The 15,884-nt window shown below is 60.8% G+C and carries 16 protein-coding genes; 5 read left to right on the plus strand and 11 right to left on the minus strand.

Annotated features, from left to right (window positions below):
• Positions 1–96: 96 nt before the first annotated feature.
• Positions 97–1,098, minus strand: coding sequence for a DUF2125 domain-containing protein (locus BTE54_RS17445; protein WP_078053331.1), 1,002 nt, complete (start codon positions 1,096–1,098; stop codon positions 97–99).
• A 49-nt stretch (positions 1,099–1,147) separates the two neighbouring features.
• On the opposite strand from BTE54_RS17445, the gene BTE54_RS17450 reads away from it, so the two are divergent.
• A complete protein-coding gene (locus BTE54_RS17450) occupies positions 1,148–1,699 on the plus strand; it encodes a gamma-glutamylcyclotransferase (RefSeq protein ID WP_065657279.1) in 552 nt (183 codons plus the stop codon).
• On the opposite strand, the gene BTE54_RS17455 is transcribed toward BTE54_RS17450, so the two are convergent.
• From BTE54_RS17455 to ftsE, 4 genes are all read right to left on the minus strand, one after another.
• Complete coding sequence (locus BTE54_RS17455; RefSeq protein WP_065657055.1) at positions 1,672–2,469, minus strand: 1-acyl-sn-glycerol-3-phosphate acyltransferase; 798 nt, start codon at positions 2,467–2,469, stop codon at positions 1,672–1,674. The two genes, BTE54_RS17450 and BTE54_RS17455, sit on opposite strands and share 28 nt — an antisense overlap.
• A 115-nt stretch (positions 2,470–2,584) precedes the next feature.
• Positions 2,585–3,301 carry a YdcF family protein gene (locus BTE54_RS17460; RefSeq protein WP_174014332.1) on the minus strand — a complete coding sequence of 239 codons (717 nt, stop codon included), beginning with the start codon at positions 3,299–3,301 and terminating at the stop codon, positions 2,585–2,587.
• Between the two features lie 127 nt (positions 3,302–3,428).
• A complete protein-coding gene (locus tag BTE54_RS17465; RefSeq protein ID WP_078053333.1) occupies positions 3,429–4,436 on the minus strand; it encodes an ABC transporter permease in 1,008 nt (335 codons plus the stop codon).
• On the minus strand, positions 4,429–5,088 hold the full coding sequence (gene ftsE / locus BTE54_RS17470) for a cell division ATP-binding protein FtsE (protein WP_003497447.1): 660 nt from the start codon (positions 5,086–5,088) through the stop codon (positions 4,429–4,431). Before ftsE ends, BTE54_RS17465 begins: the two co-directional genes overlap by 8 nt.
• A gap of 201 nt (positions 5,089–5,289) precedes the next feature.
• Here ftsE and BTE54_RS17475 point away from each other — a divergent pair, with 201 nt between their 5' ends.
• From BTE54_RS17475 to BTE54_RS17485, 3 genes are all read left to right on the plus strand, one after another.
• A complete protein-coding gene (locus tag BTE54_RS17475) occupies positions 5,290–5,961 on the plus strand; it encodes a hypothetical protein (protein WP_078053334.1) in 672 nt (223 codons plus the stop codon).
• Between the two features lie 70 nt (positions 5,962–6,031).
• Positions 6,032–6,574, plus strand: a complete 543-nt coding sequence (hpt, locus tag BTE54_RS17480; protein ID WP_078053335.1) for a hypoxanthine phosphoribosyltransferase — start codon at positions 6,032–6,034, stop codon at positions 6,572–6,574.
• Positions 6,575–6,716: 142 nt separating this feature from the next.
• Complete coding sequence (locus BTE54_RS17485; protein ID WP_046799828.1) at positions 6,717–7,076, plus strand: response regulator; 360 nt, start codon at positions 6,717–6,719, stop codon at positions 7,074–7,076.
• Between the two features lie 255 nt (positions 7,077–7,331).
• On the opposite strand, the gene BTE54_RS17490 is transcribed toward BTE54_RS17485, so the two are convergent.
• The 4 genes from BTE54_RS17490 to argH form a co-directional block, all read right to left on the minus strand.
• Entirely contained in the window at positions 7,332–10,031 is a 2,700-nt protein-coding gene (locus BTE54_RS17490) for a TIGR02302 family protein (protein WP_078053336.1), read from the minus strand.
• 178 nt (positions 10,032–10,209) lie between these two features.
• Complete coding sequence (gene lysA, locus BTE54_RS17495) at positions 10,210–11,478, minus strand: diaminopimelate decarboxylase (RefSeq protein WP_078053337.1); 1,269 nt, start codon at positions 11,476–11,478, stop codon at positions 10,210–10,212.
• Positions 11,479–11,491: 13 nt separating this feature from the next.
• The gene (locus BTE54_RS17500) at positions 11,492–11,695 is read right to left on the minus strand and encodes a lipoprotein (RefSeq protein WP_003497438.1); all 204 of its coding nucleotides are present in this window, start codon (positions 11,693–11,695) and stop codon (positions 11,492–11,494) included.
• Positions 11,696–11,789: 94 nt separating this feature from the next.
• Entirely contained in the window at positions 11,790–13,190 is a 1,401-nt protein-coding gene (gene argH / locus BTE54_RS17505) for an argininosuccinate lyase (protein ID WP_078053339.1), read from the minus strand.
• A gap of 24 nt (positions 13,191–13,214) precedes the next feature.
• Here argH and BTE54_RS17510 point away from each other — a divergent pair, with 24 nt between their 5' ends.
• Positions 13,215–13,883, plus strand: coding sequence for a TlpA disulfide reductase family protein (locus BTE54_RS17510; protein WP_078053340.1), 669 nt, complete (start codon positions 13,215–13,217; stop codon positions 13,881–13,883).
• 48 nt (positions 13,884–13,931) lie between these two features.
• On the opposite strand, the gene BTE54_RS17515 is transcribed toward BTE54_RS17510, so the two are convergent.
• On the minus strand, positions 13,932–14,813 hold the full coding sequence (locus BTE54_RS17515) for a 3-hydroxybutyryl-CoA dehydrogenase (protein WP_003523331.1): 882 nt from the start codon (positions 14,811–14,813) through the stop codon (positions 13,932–13,934).
• 116 nt (positions 14,814–14,929) lie between these two features.
• Entirely contained in the window at positions 14,930–15,859 is a 930-nt protein-coding gene (locus BTE54_RS17520) for an electron transfer flavoprotein subunit alpha/FixB family protein (protein WP_078053341.1), read from the minus strand.
• Between the last annotated feature and the right edge of the window lie 25 nt (positions 15,860–15,884).

Consider the following 15,884-nt stretch of genomic DNA (forward strand, 5'->3'; position numbering starts at 1 on the left):
CACAAACCAAAACCAGATGGCCTTCCAATGGCCGCAAATTTAAACCGGACAGTAGTGGGACAAGCCCGAGGATGACGTCGAATATGGGGCTAAACGTCAAATCGGCGGGATTCTCCCAAGCGGAATAAAGCCGCTGACCGTGGCGCGGCCACGATCCACAACGAGATCGACGGATGCCCGGTCGCCGCCGCCGGCGAGCGCGCCGAGCAGTTTGCGGGCCGTATCGATGGTGGACTGCAGCTGCGGGAAGACCTGCTTGGCATTGTCCGACCATGCGCCGAGCTTTTCGATTTCCAGCTTGAACTGGCCGGAGAGATAGCCCTCATTGTCGAAGGAGAAGGGGCCGCTGATGCGCATGGTGCGGCCCTCGCCAATATCGGCCACCAGCCGGCGAAGCTCGCCGCTCGCGCCATACAGGCCCGAACTGTCGCTGCCATCCACCATGCCCGCCTTGCCGGCAAGGGTGACATCGGCGATGGCGTTGAGGCGCGGCAGAAGCTGCGGCCAGTCCTTGATGACGGTTGTGGAGTCGGTGAGCGTGATGGCCCCGTCGAGATCCGCGCCGTTCTGGCGCAGATGCATTTCCGTTTTGACTGCATCGAAATCGATGGTCTGGCCGGTGACGGAAGAAACCGCCTGTGCCTTCAGCCCGTCGATGACGAGCGAGCTGCGGTCGATGCCCTTCAACTTGGTGACGATGCTGGACTGCATGTTCTGCCAGGCGGCCGAAATTGTCAGGCCATGGGCGGAACGGATTTCCGCCGGCGAATCGAGTTCCCAGACGATGTGGCCGGGATTATAGACCTGCGCTGCCGAGCGAAGTTCGCCGAAGGAAGCGGAAACACCGTTCTCCTTGTCATCCACCGTCACTCTGGAGCAGAAGAGGCCGATGCGGAAGGGATAACCCTTGAAGGCGATATCGCCGCATTCGCCGCTGACGCTGCGGGCCTGCGAGGGGGCAATGACGTTCAGAACCGTCCGCTTCAGCCTGTCGGCAGCGTAAAACCACCCGGCGGTATAAAGTCCGATGACCACGAGGATGGCGATGGCGAGCCAGAGGAATTTTTTGGCGGTGCCGGATTGGCTTGACGCTGCCATATTGATCTCCGATGAACAGACTTCAGACAATTTCGATTTGGCTTGGGATATGGACGATTTTTGGGTCTTTGGCTACGGTTCGTTGATGTGGAACCCCGGCTTCGCCTTTGAAGAGCGGCAGCAGGCGCGGCTGCACGGGTATCGGCGCTCGCTTTGTATCAGTTCCAACTTTTATAGAGGCACCGAAGAAAAGCCCGGTCTCGTTCTCGGCCTGGAGCGCGGCGGCTCCTGCCTTGGCGTCGCTTTCCGCGTGCGCGGACAGGACCGCGACCCGGTCATGATCTATCTGCGCGAGCGCGAACTGGTGACGAATGTCTATAAGGAGCGGCTGGTTTCCATCGCGCTTTCCGATGGCAGGCGCAGCAGCGCCGTAACCTATGTGGCCGATCCCGCGCATGAACAATATATCGGCGGTCTCGGCGTTGCCGAATCGGCGACCATCGTCGCAGCCGCATCGGGCCGGTCCGGGCCGAATACGGATTATGTCTTCAACACCGTGCAGCACCTGCAGGAGATGGGCATTCGCGATTCCTTGTTGGAGAGCATCGCCAAAAATGTCGGCGCGCTCGCCGCTCAGCCGGCGGCGGTTTCCTTGCCCTGAAGTTCGGCGATCCGCTTCACGGCGGTCGGCGGCAGCGGCAAATGCGGGTTGTTGCGCACGGTTTCCAGCAGCAACTCGTCGCTCGCCTTTTCCGTTACATCGATCAGGCGCTTGAAAAACACATCGGGGTCGAGCCCCGGCTCGATGGCCGGCAGGATACGCACCTTGAAATGGCCGGGATAGCGCATGGTGGAACGGCGCGGCCAGAAGAGGCCGGGATGCATGGCGACGGGAATGACCGGAACCTGCAGATCGCGGTAAAGCCTTGCGATGCCGTAGCGATATTCGGGTTCGGCCCCCGGTGGGCGGCGCGTGCCCTCGGGATAAATGATGAGTTCGCGGCCGGCGGCCATTTCCTCTTTCGCCCGCTCCATCACCTTCAGCATCACCTTGCCGCGTGCGGCGCGGTTGACCGGGATCATGCGCTGTTTCATGGCGTACCAGCCGAACAGCGGAATCCACAAAAGCTCGCGCTTCAGAATATAGACCGGATCGGGAAGATTGGGCAGCAGAGCATAGGTGTCCCAGAAGGACTGGTGCTTGGGTGCGAAGATGCAGCCGGTTTCGGGAATGTTTTCCAGCCCTTCGACTTCGAAGGTGGTGCCGACGATGGTCTTCATCAGCCAGTGGTTGGATCGCGCCCAGTTCTTGGGAATTTCATAGGCGATCTTGCGCGGCAGGATGAAATAGATCGGCGTCAGCACGATCATGCGGACAATCAGGTTGAGATAAAACAGCGTATTGAAAAGAAAAGAGCGCAGCTTGAGCATCAACAGCCTTCCCGGAGCGCAGCCGTTCCGAAGCCCTGGACAGGTCTCGATGCCGGATGCCGATGCCAGACGCCTACACGAAAACAAGGGGCCGCAGCAAGCGCGTTCTCGCCGGTCAGGAAGAAGCGCTTGTCGTCTTTATCCGGGAATGATCGGCGGCGGCCTTGCGCAGACCGTCACCCTTGCCGAAGCCGGTGAGGTCGCGTCCCGCTGCCGCCACGAACTTCAGATATTCGTAAAGCATGGTTCTCACCACATCCGGCTCCACGAACCAGTTGGTGCGGGCAAGATCGGCGCTGATGACGGGATAGGCGATGAATTGCGTCTGCGGGCTGGCGCTGCGCAATTCATGCAGGCTGCGATGCATGTGATAATTATTGGTGACGACGACGATGGAGGAATAATTGTGGTCGCGTATCCAGCTTGCCGCCTCACTGGCGTTGCCGATTGTGTCTATCGCCTTGTAGCCCATATCCACGCAGCAGGAAAACATGTCGGATGACCCTTGCGTCATCTTGCGGATCTGCGAGCGGGTGGTGGCCGGGTTGACGCCGGAAATCAGAAGCCGCTTGCCCACGCCGTCTCTCAGCAGGCCGACCGCCTGTTCGATGCGCTGATAACCGCCGGTAAGCACGATGATGGCATCGCCTCTTGCCCCCTCCGGCGGACGCATGGAGGCGACGGAATCGGCAAACCACAGGAAACCGCCGGAAAATGCGCCGAGCACAATGACGCAAAGCAGGATGATGGCGCGAATAAAACGGCGCAGAGGACCGCGCCGCGACAACAGGCCCTTTCTGGCCGGTCGCGCTGTCGCCTGATCCTGGTCCATCCGACTCACAAACATTCCTCCTGAATACTCGCCGATTAAGGCAAGGAACAGGCATTTTTGTCCACCGTCTGCAGGTTACATCCGGCTTGTGACGCTTTCAGTCTCACCGCAGGATTCCGGGGTGTTCTCACGATGCAAGACCGTCACTTTTCGATGGATCGGAGCGGACGCGGTCGATATCGTCGATGGTGCGGATGACGGTCACGCGGGCCGTAATGGTGGTCAAAAGCGCGATGATGATCATCGTCATGGCAATGCCGAAATAGCCGCCGAGACCGACCGAAAACGAGCCGAAAAGCGCGCTCGCCTGATCGCTCTGCGGCGTGGCGACCGTGCTCGATTGCCAGAAACCGGCGACAAGGAAAACCGCCGCGGCCAGGGCGCTGCCCGCCGCCGCCCCCTTGAGACTGATCTTCAGGAAATGTTTCTGGAATTCGCGCGCTACAAAACTGCTTTCCGCGCCAACGAAGTGCAGCACCTCGACGATATGCCGGTTGCCGGAAAGCGCGCCGCGCGTCGCAAACACCACCGTCAGCACCATGGCGGTGAAGACGAGGATAAGAACGCCGACCCCAATCATAACGGTGGTTCTGGCCATGGAGACCAGCCTGTCGACCCAGGTGCGGTGGTCGTCCAGAAACGCCTGCGGAATCTCCGCCTTCAGCATATCGCGCATCGCCTGGAAATCGGGCGGATTGTTTTCGTCGATGGTGATGACGACGAGACGCGGCACCGGCAATTCGGAAAGATCGAGACCGCTGCCGAGCCAAGGCTCCAAAAGGCGCGATGTCGCCGCATCGTCGAGGATGGTGCCATCCCGCGTGCCGACGAAGGTGAGCGCCAGGTTGCGCGCCTTATTCAGCGCCGCATCCATATCCAGCCCGTCCTCGGGCTTGATCTGGATGGTGATCTCACGGGAAATCTGGCTCTGCCAGGTGGCGGCGGTGGCGCGCACCATGGAGACGGCGCCCAGCGTCAGGCAGGCGAGAAAGGCCATGATGGCGATGACCACCATCAGCGCATTGCCCTGAATATTGGAGGGCGGCAGGATGGGCGCCATCGGGCGAATGCGCATGGGCGGGCGCTTCGGCTGCGCCGTTTCCGGCTTCAATTGTTTGCGGTTGATCTCATTCATAGATGTCGAGCCGCCCTTCGGTCAGGATCATTCGGCGCGCATCGATCTGGTCCATCAGGCCGAAATCATGGGTGGCGATGACGACGGCCGTGCCCAGCCGGTTGAGTTCCAGAAACAGGTTGAGAAGGCGCTTGGCCATCGGCGGATCGACGTTGCCGGTCGGCTCGTCGGCAAGCAGTATTTCGGGCTGGTCCATCAAGGCGCGGGCAATGGCGGCGCGCTGCTTTTCCCCGCCGGAAAGAATGGCCGGCAACACATTGATGCGTTCGCCGAGCCCCACCCACTTCAGCAGCTCGATCACATCGTTGCGATAGGCGCTCTCTTCCTTGCCGCGCACACGCAGCGGCAGGGCGACGTTCTCATAGGTCGTCAGATGATCGAGCAGCCGGAAATCCTGAAATACGATGCCGACGCGGCGGCGCAGCATCGGCAACTCGCTGCGCGGAATGCGCGACACATCGCGGTTGAACATGCGGATATTGCCGCGTGTCGGCTGCAGCGACATTAAAAGCAGGCGGAGCAGCGTCGTCTTGCCGGCGCCCGACGGGCCGGTCAGAAACTGGAACGAACCCTTGGGGATATCGAAGGTCATGTCCCTCAGGATCTCGGGTCCCATGCCGTAACGCAACCCGACATTTTCGAAATGGATCAACGGACTTCCAGTCTCTTCGTTTCGTGGTGGTTCGCAAGCCGCCGGCGCGTGGGGTTCGGATGTCGGGGTTTAACCCGGATCCGGCAGCCTGTGCGAGCCGTTTTTGCGAAGCATTAACCAATTAAACTTAAAACTTGGCAGGATTCGTTGCAATGCCCAGTTTTGCGGGCCGGAAAACCTCACCCAGGGAATTCTATGGCTATGTTCCGTTCATCTCGCCGGCAAGCGGCATTCGATTTCGACCTCCTGATGCCGGAAACGCCGGTGCGCCGCACGGCGCGGGCGGCAAATCCCGACCGCGATGTGGTAGACGCGGAATTTGTCACCATCAAGGAAAACCGTTCGCGGCAACACGGAAACGACAATCGCGGTGCTGCGCGCCGGCAGGCGGCAAAACCACCCGTCACCATCGGTGTGCTCGGCCTCGCTTTCATCGGCTGGCTGGACCGTAGATTGTCCCGTCTTTCGGCGGATGCCTATTCGGCGCTAGTGGCGGGGCTTGCGATTTTCGTCTTCGTCTGTTCGGGCGGTCTTTCGGTGGTCGTGCCTGAAAAGCCGGCTGTTGCCGCTTCGGTGAACCCGCTCGCCATTTCCCATGTCACCGTGACCCCGATGGAGGCGGATGGCATGGATACTCTGCTCATCAACGGCATTGTCGAAAACAATGGCGGCAATCTCGAAGAGGTGCCGGCCCTCCGCGCCGATCTCTTCGCCGCCAAGGGACAACTGGTGGCCAGCATGGTCATCGAACCGCCGGTGAAGGAGATGCAGCCCGGTTTCAGCCACGGTTTTTCGGCAAAGTTGCGCCATCCCGGTGGAAAAACGCCTGAGATCAAGCTTTCCTTCGTCGAGGCGGGTGCGTCCGAACGCTGATTGTGCTAACGCGTGGTCTTCGTATTTTTACTGAAAGGTAAAATCGGCAAGGCGCAGCACAGGAGTAAGAATGCCCGTCGTCCGTGGAAAAAACATCGAGCCGCTTTATACCGCCGAGCAGATCGCCGAGCGCAATCGCGACATGGCCAAGCACATCGCCAGCGGCCCGACCAAGGATTTACTGGTCATTGCCGTGCTCAAGGGATCGTTCATTTTCGCGGCCGATCTTATCCGCGCGCTGCATGACAGCGGCCTTGCCCCTGAAGTCGAGTTCATCACGCTTTCGAGCTATGGCACCGGCACGGTTTCGCAAGGCGTCAGGATCGTCAAGGATATCGACAGCGACGTGAAGGACCGCGATGTCCTCCTGATCGACGATATTCTCGAATCCGGCCGCACGCTGCGTTTCGCCAAGGAACTGCTTTACGAGCGTGGCGCCCGCAACGTCACCATCGCCGTGCTGCTCGACAAGAAGGTCAAGCGCAAGGAAAATCTGGAGGCCGATTATGTCGGTTTCGAATGTCCGGATTATTTCGTCGTGGGTTACGGCATGGATGTCGCTTATGCCTTCCGCGAACTGCCCTTTGTCGGCGTCGTGACCGGCGACGCCTGAGCATATCTGCCGTGCCGGAACGGCACAGGACGGAGACGCCTCATTAACCATTCACCCAGCGAAGGGCTGGGTGTTTACCTCTTGAAAAGAGGAGCCTGCGATGTTGCTCACGGCTGGAAATGATGCCCAGGAGCAATGAGTAATGGCGAAGATTCTGATTACCGAAGACGAGGATGCATTGCGGGCTTTCGTCGCTCGCGCGCTGCGTCTCGACGGTCACGAGACCCATGAGGCGGCGGATGGCGAGCAGGGGCTGGAAAAGCTTCAGGAAACCAGTTTCGATCTTCTTCTCTCGGATATCCGCATGCCGGTCATGGATGGCATCGAGCTGGCGCACCGCGCCGCCGAACGCTTCCCGGCCATGCGCATTTTGCTGATGACGGGTTATGCCGAGCAGCGCGAACGGGCTGACGATCTGGCGACGAAGATTGTGGACGTGGTTTCCAAACCCTTTGCGCTTCCCGATATTCGCAAGGCCGTGGCGCGGGCGCTTGCGGCCTGAGCTACAGGATTGCAGAGATTAAAGGGCGGCCGTCGGGCCGCCTTTTTTGTTGATCAGCCCCCTGGCTCAGCGCAGTTCCTGCCTCCGTCATTCCGGCCTTGAGCCGGAATCCAGCCAGCCCAAGTCCTTGGGCTGAAAGAACTCTTTCCGCCGCGCAGACGCGCGTCTGCTGGATGCCGGATCAAGTCCGGCATGACGGAAACTTTAGCTTCTGAAACAGGATGTGACGAGGCGCACCATTACCTGTGCGAACCCTCACCGAATATCCAGCAACCGCTCCAGATAACGCCGCTCCACCTCGCCCGGCGGATTGTTGCCGAGCTTGTCGCGGATCGCCTCGAGGATTTCGCGGGCGCGCTGCACGTCGATTTCGTCCGGCACCTTCACCTGATCGCCGAAATCCGGGCCGGTGGTGCTGCGCGGACGGCCAAGCGGATCACGGCCGTTCTGGCCGCCCTGGCCCGCCATGCCCTCCTGACCTTGCCCCGGCTGCTGGCCCTGCTGGCGCATGGCCTGCATGATCTGGCCCATCATGTCCTGTGCGCCCTGCCGCAGCGCATTCAACGCATTGCCCTGTCCTTCGACAGCCTGTTCGCCCTGGCCCTTGCCCAGCGCCTCGCCGGCGCCTTGCATTTCCTGTTGCGCCTTGCCGAAGTTTTCGCCTGGTTCCATACCGAGATCGCGAAGGCCATGCTGCAATTCGCCGAGCTGCTTGCCGAGCGCATCCTGCTGCGCCCGCAGGTTTTTCAGCGCCTCGCGTAGCTGTTCAGCGGTCATCTGGTCGCTCGGCTGTTGTCCGCCCTGCTGACCATTTTGACCCTGTTCGCCTTGCTGACCCTGCTGCGGCTGCTGGCCGTTTTCGCCCATCTGCTGGTCGTTTTCGCCTTCGCCGCCCTGTTGCGGGTCGCCGCGCTGCATCCGGTCGCGCAGCGCCTGATCCAGCTTGAAGGTCTCATCCATCAGCTTCTGCTGCTGTTGCAGGATTTCGCCCAGCTTGTCGATCTGCTGGCGCATCTTGCTGCTCTGCTGCTGCCCCTGCTGGCCCTGACGCTGCGGGCGGCCCGCCTGCAGATTGTTCATCATGCGCTGTAGCTGCGAGAGCATTTCCTGCGCGGCGTCGCGATTACCGGAGCGGGCGAGGTTCTCGATCTGGTTCATCATGTTTTCCAGATCGCGCTGGCGCAACACGTTCTGCGTCTGCTGGTTCATGTTGGCCTGCGGCGCATTCTGCATGCGCTGGGCAAGCTCGCTCATGAACTGCTGCATGGCCTCGCGCAGTTCCTGCATCAGCTTGGCGATTTCCTCGTCGGAGGCATTGCGCTGAAGCGCTTCGGAAAGCGCAGTCTGCGCATCGCGCAGGCGCCTTTCGGCCTGTGAAAGATCGCCATCCTCGATGCCGAGCGCGATCTCCCAGAGGTAATCGGCCGTATCCTTCAGCATTTCCTCATTATAGGCGAGGCGCATGCGGGTCTGCGCCGACTGCAACAGGAGATAATGCGTGGTGTTGGGAATGGTCTCTTCCGGGCGCAGACCGACCGCCTCGTTATAGGCAATCGCCTTCGGCATCTGGCGCGTATCGAGCGAGAAGATCTGCCGCTGCTCGGCAATGGAGGCTGCCAGCGGTTCGGAGAAATTGCGGCCCGGCAGCACCATTTCATGCGCGGGGCTGCGGCCGGTCTGGCCGGCGCCGTCCGTCGCCACCAGCGTGATGCGCACGCGTTTTCCCGCCATCGGATGTTCGGTCAGGTTGCGGCTGGTCAGGCCCTTGATCTCGCGATTGTTCTGCCGCGGCAGATCGAGCTTGAATTCCGGCGGCGGATAAAGCGCGGTCGCACCTTCCGCAACGCCAATCGGCTCGATGATGGCGTGGGCTTCCTTCAGCCCATAATCGTCCTTGGCGGTAAAGCCCACTTCCAGCGCGCCATTGACTGCGCGTCGCGGCATGTTGTCGAAGGCGATGCTGGGCGGCTGGTCGGGAATGACGTTGAACACCCATTGTTCGCCATTCGCGGTGATCATGCCACTCTCGGTAACATCCAAAGCGAAAGTGCGCGGCGCGACGGGCTGATCCGCCGAACGAACCGGCGTTTGAACGGCGACATCGCCGCTTGCGCTGTCGGCACGTGCCGCTTCCGGCGCAAGCTTTTGCAGCGCGCCCGCCATTTCAGGCTCGAAGGTCACTTCCTCGCCGCCATCGCCGCCGGTCATGCGGATCGTCAGCTTGGAGGATTGCGGCACGGAAACCGCATCACGGTTGGTTGCATCGCGTCCGGTCAGGAAAATCGGCGCGCGGCCGGTATAGGATGGCGGCGTGACCCAGGCATCGAGACGGATATCCGGATTGAGCGGACCGACAGCCGGTCGGCTGCGGAAGGCATCGGCAATCGTGCCCGCGCCGTTGGAATAGGAGAAACCGAAGGCGGCGGCCACAAGAAGGGCGGGGACGGCGCGCAGCGCCAGACGGTCATAACGGGCGATATCGGGTTTCGGCAGGCCGGCATTCAGCGCGGCGATGCGCTCCGCCATGCGGATCTGATGTTCTTTCCACAGCGTTCGGGAAAAAGGCGTGTCGAAGGCCGGTTCGTCCTCCTGCACGCCAACCGGCTGGTGCGCGAGACCGTTGCGGTCTTCAAGCAGGCGGGAGGCATCATTATCCGTCGGCCATTTCAGCCGCAGGATTGGCAAAAGCGTGGCGATGAAACTGAAAACAAGCACGAAAACAACGCCGAGCCGCAGGAAATCCGGCATCTGCCGGTAAAGACCGAACCAGGCAAGCGCCAGAAACACGGCGGCGATGGAGAGCGGCCACAGCGTTTTCGGCGCAATTTTTTCCGAAAGCAGTACGATTTTAGCGAAGAAGCGCTTGGCGGCAACCCGGCGGGCAAGGTCCGGCCGCTGCGCGAACGCGCCGGTCGGGCGCTTTCTGCCTGTCCTGTCCTCTCCGGCTGTGGTCATCAATCCGTTCTCCCGGTTCTGGCCACGTCGAACGCCATTCCCGGAACGGCGAGCTGTTTCATGTCACGGAGCAAGGATAACATTCTTTGTGGCGAAGACGAGGGCACCCAAGCCCTCACCCCCATTTTTTAGGCAGCTTCGCTTGATTGTGATCGACCAACCGGCGATGCAGGCGAGATCAATCGAGCCAGGCGGGCACGGAATCGAGCGCGATCAGCTCTTCATAGGTGCCGCGCGGACGGATGACGTGGAACTTGTCTTCCTTCACCAGCACTTCCGGCACCAGCAGGCGCGAGTTGTAGGTGCCGGCCTGCACCGCGCCGTAAGCACCTGCGGAACTGACGGCGATCAGGTCGCCCGGCTGCGGCGCAGCCATCTCGCGGTCGAGCGCCAGATAGTCGCCGGTCTCGCAAACGGGGCCGACGATATCGGCCTTGATGCGTGGCGTGTTCTCTGCCGGCTGCACCACCGGGCGGATGCCATGATAGGCCTCATAAAGCGTCGGGCGGATGAGGTCGTTCATCGCGCCGTCGACGATTACGAAGGTCTTTTCGCCGCCGTCCTTCACATAAATCACCTCCGTCACCAGAATGCCGGCATTGCCGACAATCAGGCGGCCGGGCTCGGTGACGATCTTGCAGTTGAGGCTCTTCAGTTCGTTCTTGACGATATGCGCATAGGCATCCGGCAGCGGCGGCGGATTATTGTCATCGCGATAGGGGATGCCAAGACCGCCGCCAATATCGACGTGGCTGATCGTGTGGCCGTCAGTGCGCAGCGCCTCGACAAGTTCGCGCAGCAGCCGGAAAGCATCCTCGAAAGGCTGCAATTCGGTGATCTGGCTGCCGATATGCATGTCGATGCCGGTCACTTCGATGCCCGGTAAGGTGGCGGCATGGGCATAGACCGCGCGGGCGCGCTCATAGGAAATGCCGAACTTGTTCTCTTTCTTGCCGGTGGAAATCTTGGCGTGGGTGCGCGCATCGACATCCGGATTGATACGGAAGGAGACATGCGCCCGCTTGCCGACTTTCACGGCGCGCAGGTTGAGGACTTCCAGTTCCGGCTCGGATTCGATGTTGAAACAGTAGATGCCAGCTTCCAGCGCATAATCCATTTCCGCAACCGTCTTGCCAACGCCGGAAAACATGATGCGGCTTGCCGGAACGCCGGCTGCGAGTGCGCGGCGCAATTCGCCGCCCGAGACGACGTCGATGCCCGCGCCGAGCTTTGCCAGCGTCTTCAAAACCGCCTGATTGGAATTGGCCTTCATGGCGTAACAGACCATGGCGTCCACATCCGCAAAAGCTCCGGAAAACACCTTGTAATGGCGCTCCAGCGTCGCGGTCGAATAGATGTAGAATGGCGTGCCGACCGCCTTGGCGATCTCGGGCACAGGCACGTTTTCGGCGTGCAGCACGCCGTCGATATAGCCAAAATGGTTCACAGGCTTTTATCCGTCAGAGAAGCTTGTCGAGAATGAACGGCCGTTCCGCCGTCGCCGGCTTTGTCTCCGTTCCGTCGGCATTGCGCTTGTTGCGCATTTCGACCGGCGTGCTCGGCGGGTCGATGTCGCCCTTACGCCCGCAGGCGCTGAGAACAAGGCTGACGGCGAGCGTCATGCCGATGGGAACGATGAGTTTGCGCGCGGTTTTTGAAAGCATGGGCCTGTCCAAAGGAAATATGTGCCTCTCTGATAACGAAAAACAGGGCGCTTGTGCACCCTGTTTCTTGTGATCACAGCGTAACGCGATTTTATCAGTTGCGTCCGCGCCACCAGGCGATCTGCTTCTTCACTTCGGAAGGGGCCGTGCCGCCGAAGCTCACGCGGCTGGCGACCGATGCCTCGACGGAAAGAACGTCGAAAACGCCCTTGGTGATGCCGGGGTGGATGGCCTGCAATTCCTCCAGCGAAAGATCGGCAAGATCGCAGCCCTTCTTCTCCGCCAGCGCCACGGCATTGCCGGTCACGTGGTGGGCATCGCGGAAGGGCAGGCCCGCTTCGCGCACCAGCCAGTCGGCAAGATCGGTAGCGGTGGAATAGCCTGAACCGGCGGCGGCGCGCATGCGGTCCTTGCGCACTTCAAGGTCGCGGATCATGCCGGTCATGGCGGCAATCGCCAGTTCCAGGCTCTCGGCGGCATCGAAAACCTGTTCCTTGTCTTCCTGCATGTCCTTGGAATAGGCGAGCGGCAGGCCCTTCATCACTGTCAGAAGAGCGATCAGCGAGCCGTTGATGCGGCCGGTCTTGGCGCGCACCAGCTCGGCGGCATCAGGGTTCTTCTTCTGCGGCATGATCGAGGAGCCGGTGGAGAAGGCATCCGACAGGCGGATAAAGCCGAATTGCGGCGTCGACCAGATGACGATTTCTTCGGCGAGACGCGACAGGTGCGTCGCGCAGATGGAAGCGATAGACAGGAATTCCAGCGCGAAATCGCGGTCGGAGACGGTGTCGATGGAGTTGCGGGTCGGCTCGCGGAAACCGAGCGCCGTGGCCGTCATGTGGCGGTCGATGGGATAGCCGGTGCCGGCGAGTGCGGCCGCGCCGATCGGGCTTTCATCCATATGCTCGATGGCGTGGCGCACGCGGGCGCGGTCACGGCCGAACATTTCAACATAGGCCATGCAATGATGGCCGAAGGTGACGGGCTGCGCTGTCTGCAAATGGGTGAAGCCAGGCATGACCGTATCGGCATTTTCTTCGGCGCGGTCGAGGAAGGCGGCGATGAGGGCCGTCAGCATACCCTCGGTCTTCTGCAGTTCTTCCTTGACCCACAGGCGGAAATCGAGCGCCACCTGGTCGTTGCGCGAGCGGGCGGTGTGCAGGCGGCCGGCGGCGGGGCCGATCAGCGTCGCAAGCCGCGCTTCGATGTTCATGTGAATGTCTTCGAGCTTGCGCGAGAATTCGAATCTGCCGGATTCGATCTCTGACAGGATCGTGTTCAGGCCATCGGTGATCTTGTCTTTATCTTCCGGCGAAATAATGCCTTTAGATGCCAGCATGGCGGCATGCGCCATAGAGCCGCGGATATCCTGGGCGTAAAGCTTCTTGTCGAAGCCGATGGAGGCATTTATTTCTTCCATGATGGCAGATGGCCCGGAAGCGAAGCGTCCGCCCCACATCTGGTTGGAGGATTTCTGATCTGTGCCGTCAGCCATGTTCGCAGTGCCCTGGAGTATTCGATGACAGAAAAAAGGCCGTTCAGGCTTCCTTCCGCCAAATTGGTTGCAATTGCTGCCGTTGCCGGTGTCTTAAGCGGCGCGGGCGCGGTCTGGTTCAGGCATATTGGGTCTGAGAGCCCGGTTCAAGGGGCAGCGGTGACTGACGCCGGTTTATGTGAGGGGGCGGCGAACCGCATCGCCTCGCTGAAGCCGTTTCTGAAGGGGCAGGTGGCGGCCATGTCGGCCACGGACACGCCGCGCATCATTCCCCTCTCCTTCAAGGGGCCGCAGGCGCAGGATATGACGCTTGCCGATCTCAAGGGTAAGGCGGTTCTTCTCAACCTCTGGGCCACATGGTGCGTGCCCTGCCGCGAAGAGATGCCGGCTCTGAACGCGCTTGAAAAGGAAAAGGGCGGTAACGCTTTCGAGGTCGTGGCCGTCAACATCGATACCGGCGCGGATGAAAAACCGAAAGCCTTCATGGATGAATACAAGATCGATGCCCTGAAGCACTACCGCGACAGTTCCATGGGCGTCTTCAACGTTCTGAAAAAGGAAGGTCTCGCCTTCGGCCTGCCGGCAACCCTGCTGCTGGACGAAAACGGCTGCCTGCTTGCGGCCATGAACGGTCCGGCGGCGTGGGACAGCGAGGATGCCAAGGCGCTGGTATCGGCGGTGAAGGCTAAATAATTTTTAAATCCGTGCGGGAGGGTTTTCCCTCCCTCATCCGGCATTCGGTCAGCGCGTCGGAACCGGCGTCTCGCCGCGATAATCGTAGAAGCCGCGGCCTGATTTGCGGCCGAGCCAGCCGGCCTCGACATATTTGACCAGCAGCGGGCAGGGGCGGTATTTGCTGTCGGAGAGGCCGTCATGCAGCACCTGCATGATTGACAAACAGGTGTCGAGACCGATGAAATCGGCAAGCTGCAGCGGTCCCATCGGGTGGTTCGCGCCGAGCCGCATGGCGGTGTCGATGGCTTCCACCGAGCCGACGCCCTCATAAAGCGTATAGATTGCCTCGTTGATCATCGGCAGCAGGATGCGGTTGACGATGAAGGCCGGGAAATCCTCGGCGACGGTGATCGCCTTTTCCAGCGTCCGCACATAATCCTTTGCCGCATCGAAGGTCTTTTCATTGGTGGCGATGCCGCGCACCAGTTCCACCAGCTTCATGACCGGCACCGGATTCATGAAGTGAATGCCCATGAACTGTTCGGGACGGTCGGTGGCGGATGCAAGCCGGGTGATGGAGAGGGACGAGGTATTGGTGGCGAGCAGCGCCTCGGGCTTCAGGATCGGGCAGACCTGCGCATAAATCTTGCGCTTGATCTCTTCGTTTTCCGTCGCGGCCTCGATGACGAGGTCCATGGCTGCCAGATCGTTGATGTCGGTCGAGCCGCTGATGAGCGCCAGCGCCTGCTTGCGGGCGTCGTCGGAAAGCTTGCCGTTGGTGACCTGGCGGGCGAGATTGCCGTTGATCGTGGCAAGACCGGCCTCGATGCCTTCCTTGGAAAGATCGTAGATATGGACCTTGTAGCCGGCAATTGCGGAGACATGCGCAATGCCGCATCCCATTTGACCGGCTCCGATGACACCGATGTTCTTAAAGGGGGCGGTCATAGGCTGGTCTCCTCTCAGGGATTTTGTCTGCGTTATTGCCGGCGATGTTACGCATATCGCCGAAAAAGAGAAGGCGGCGCGTTTAAAAAACGCGCCGCCTCCAATTTATGCTTAAATTACAGCGATTTTTCGAGTTCCGGCAGCGCCTCGAACAGATCGGCGACGAGGCCGTAGTCAGCCACCTGGAAGATCGGCGCTTCCTCGTCCTTGTTGATGGCAACGATGACCTTCGAGTCCTTCATGCCGGCCAGATGCTGGATGGCACCCGAGATGCCCGCAGCGATATAAAGCTGCGGCGCAACCACCTTGCCGGTCTGGCCAACCTGCCAGTCGTTCGGCGCATAACCGGCATCGACAGCCGCACGGCTGGCGCCAACGGCAGCACCCAGCTTGTCGGCGACGGGAAGGATGACTTCCTTGAACTTCTCCGAAGAGCCGAGCGCGCGGCCACCCGAGATGATGATCTTGGCCGATGTCAGTTCCGGACGGTCGGACGAGGCCAGAGCATCGGAAACGAAGCTGGAAAGGCCGGGGTTTGCGGCCGCGCCGATGGTTTCAACCGCTGCCGAACCGCCTTCGGCCGCTGCTGCAAAGGCGGTTGGACGCACGGTGATGACCTTCTTCGCATCGGTCGCCTGCACCGTCTGGATGGCGTTACCGGCATAGATCGGCCGCTTGAAGGTGTCAGGGCTGACAACTTCGATGATTTCCGAGACCTGCGCAACATCGAGAAGGGCGGCCACGCGCGGCGTCACGTTCTTGGCCGAGGCGGTGGCCGGGGCGATGATGACGTCATAAGAAGGGGCGAGCGAGACGATCAGCGCCGCCAGCGGTTCTGCCAGCGCATTGGCATAGGACGCGTCGTCGGCGAGCAGCACCTTGGATACGCCGGAGAGTTTCGCGGCAGCGTCGGCGGCACCCTTGGCGCCTGAGCCAGCGACCAGCACATGGACGTCGCCGCCGATTTGCGTTGCCGCCGTCAGCGTCTTTGCCGTCAGGTCGGAAAGGGTTGCGTTGTCGTGTTCTGCCAGAAGAAGAATGGCCATAAGAATATCTCCCTTTTCCGAAACC

Origin of the sequence: Agrobacterium sp. YIC 4121, assembly GCF_002008205.1 — a bacterium.
GTDB lineage: Bacteria > Pseudomonadota > Alphaproteobacteria > Rhizobiales > Rhizobiaceae > Agrobacterium > Agrobacterium leguminum.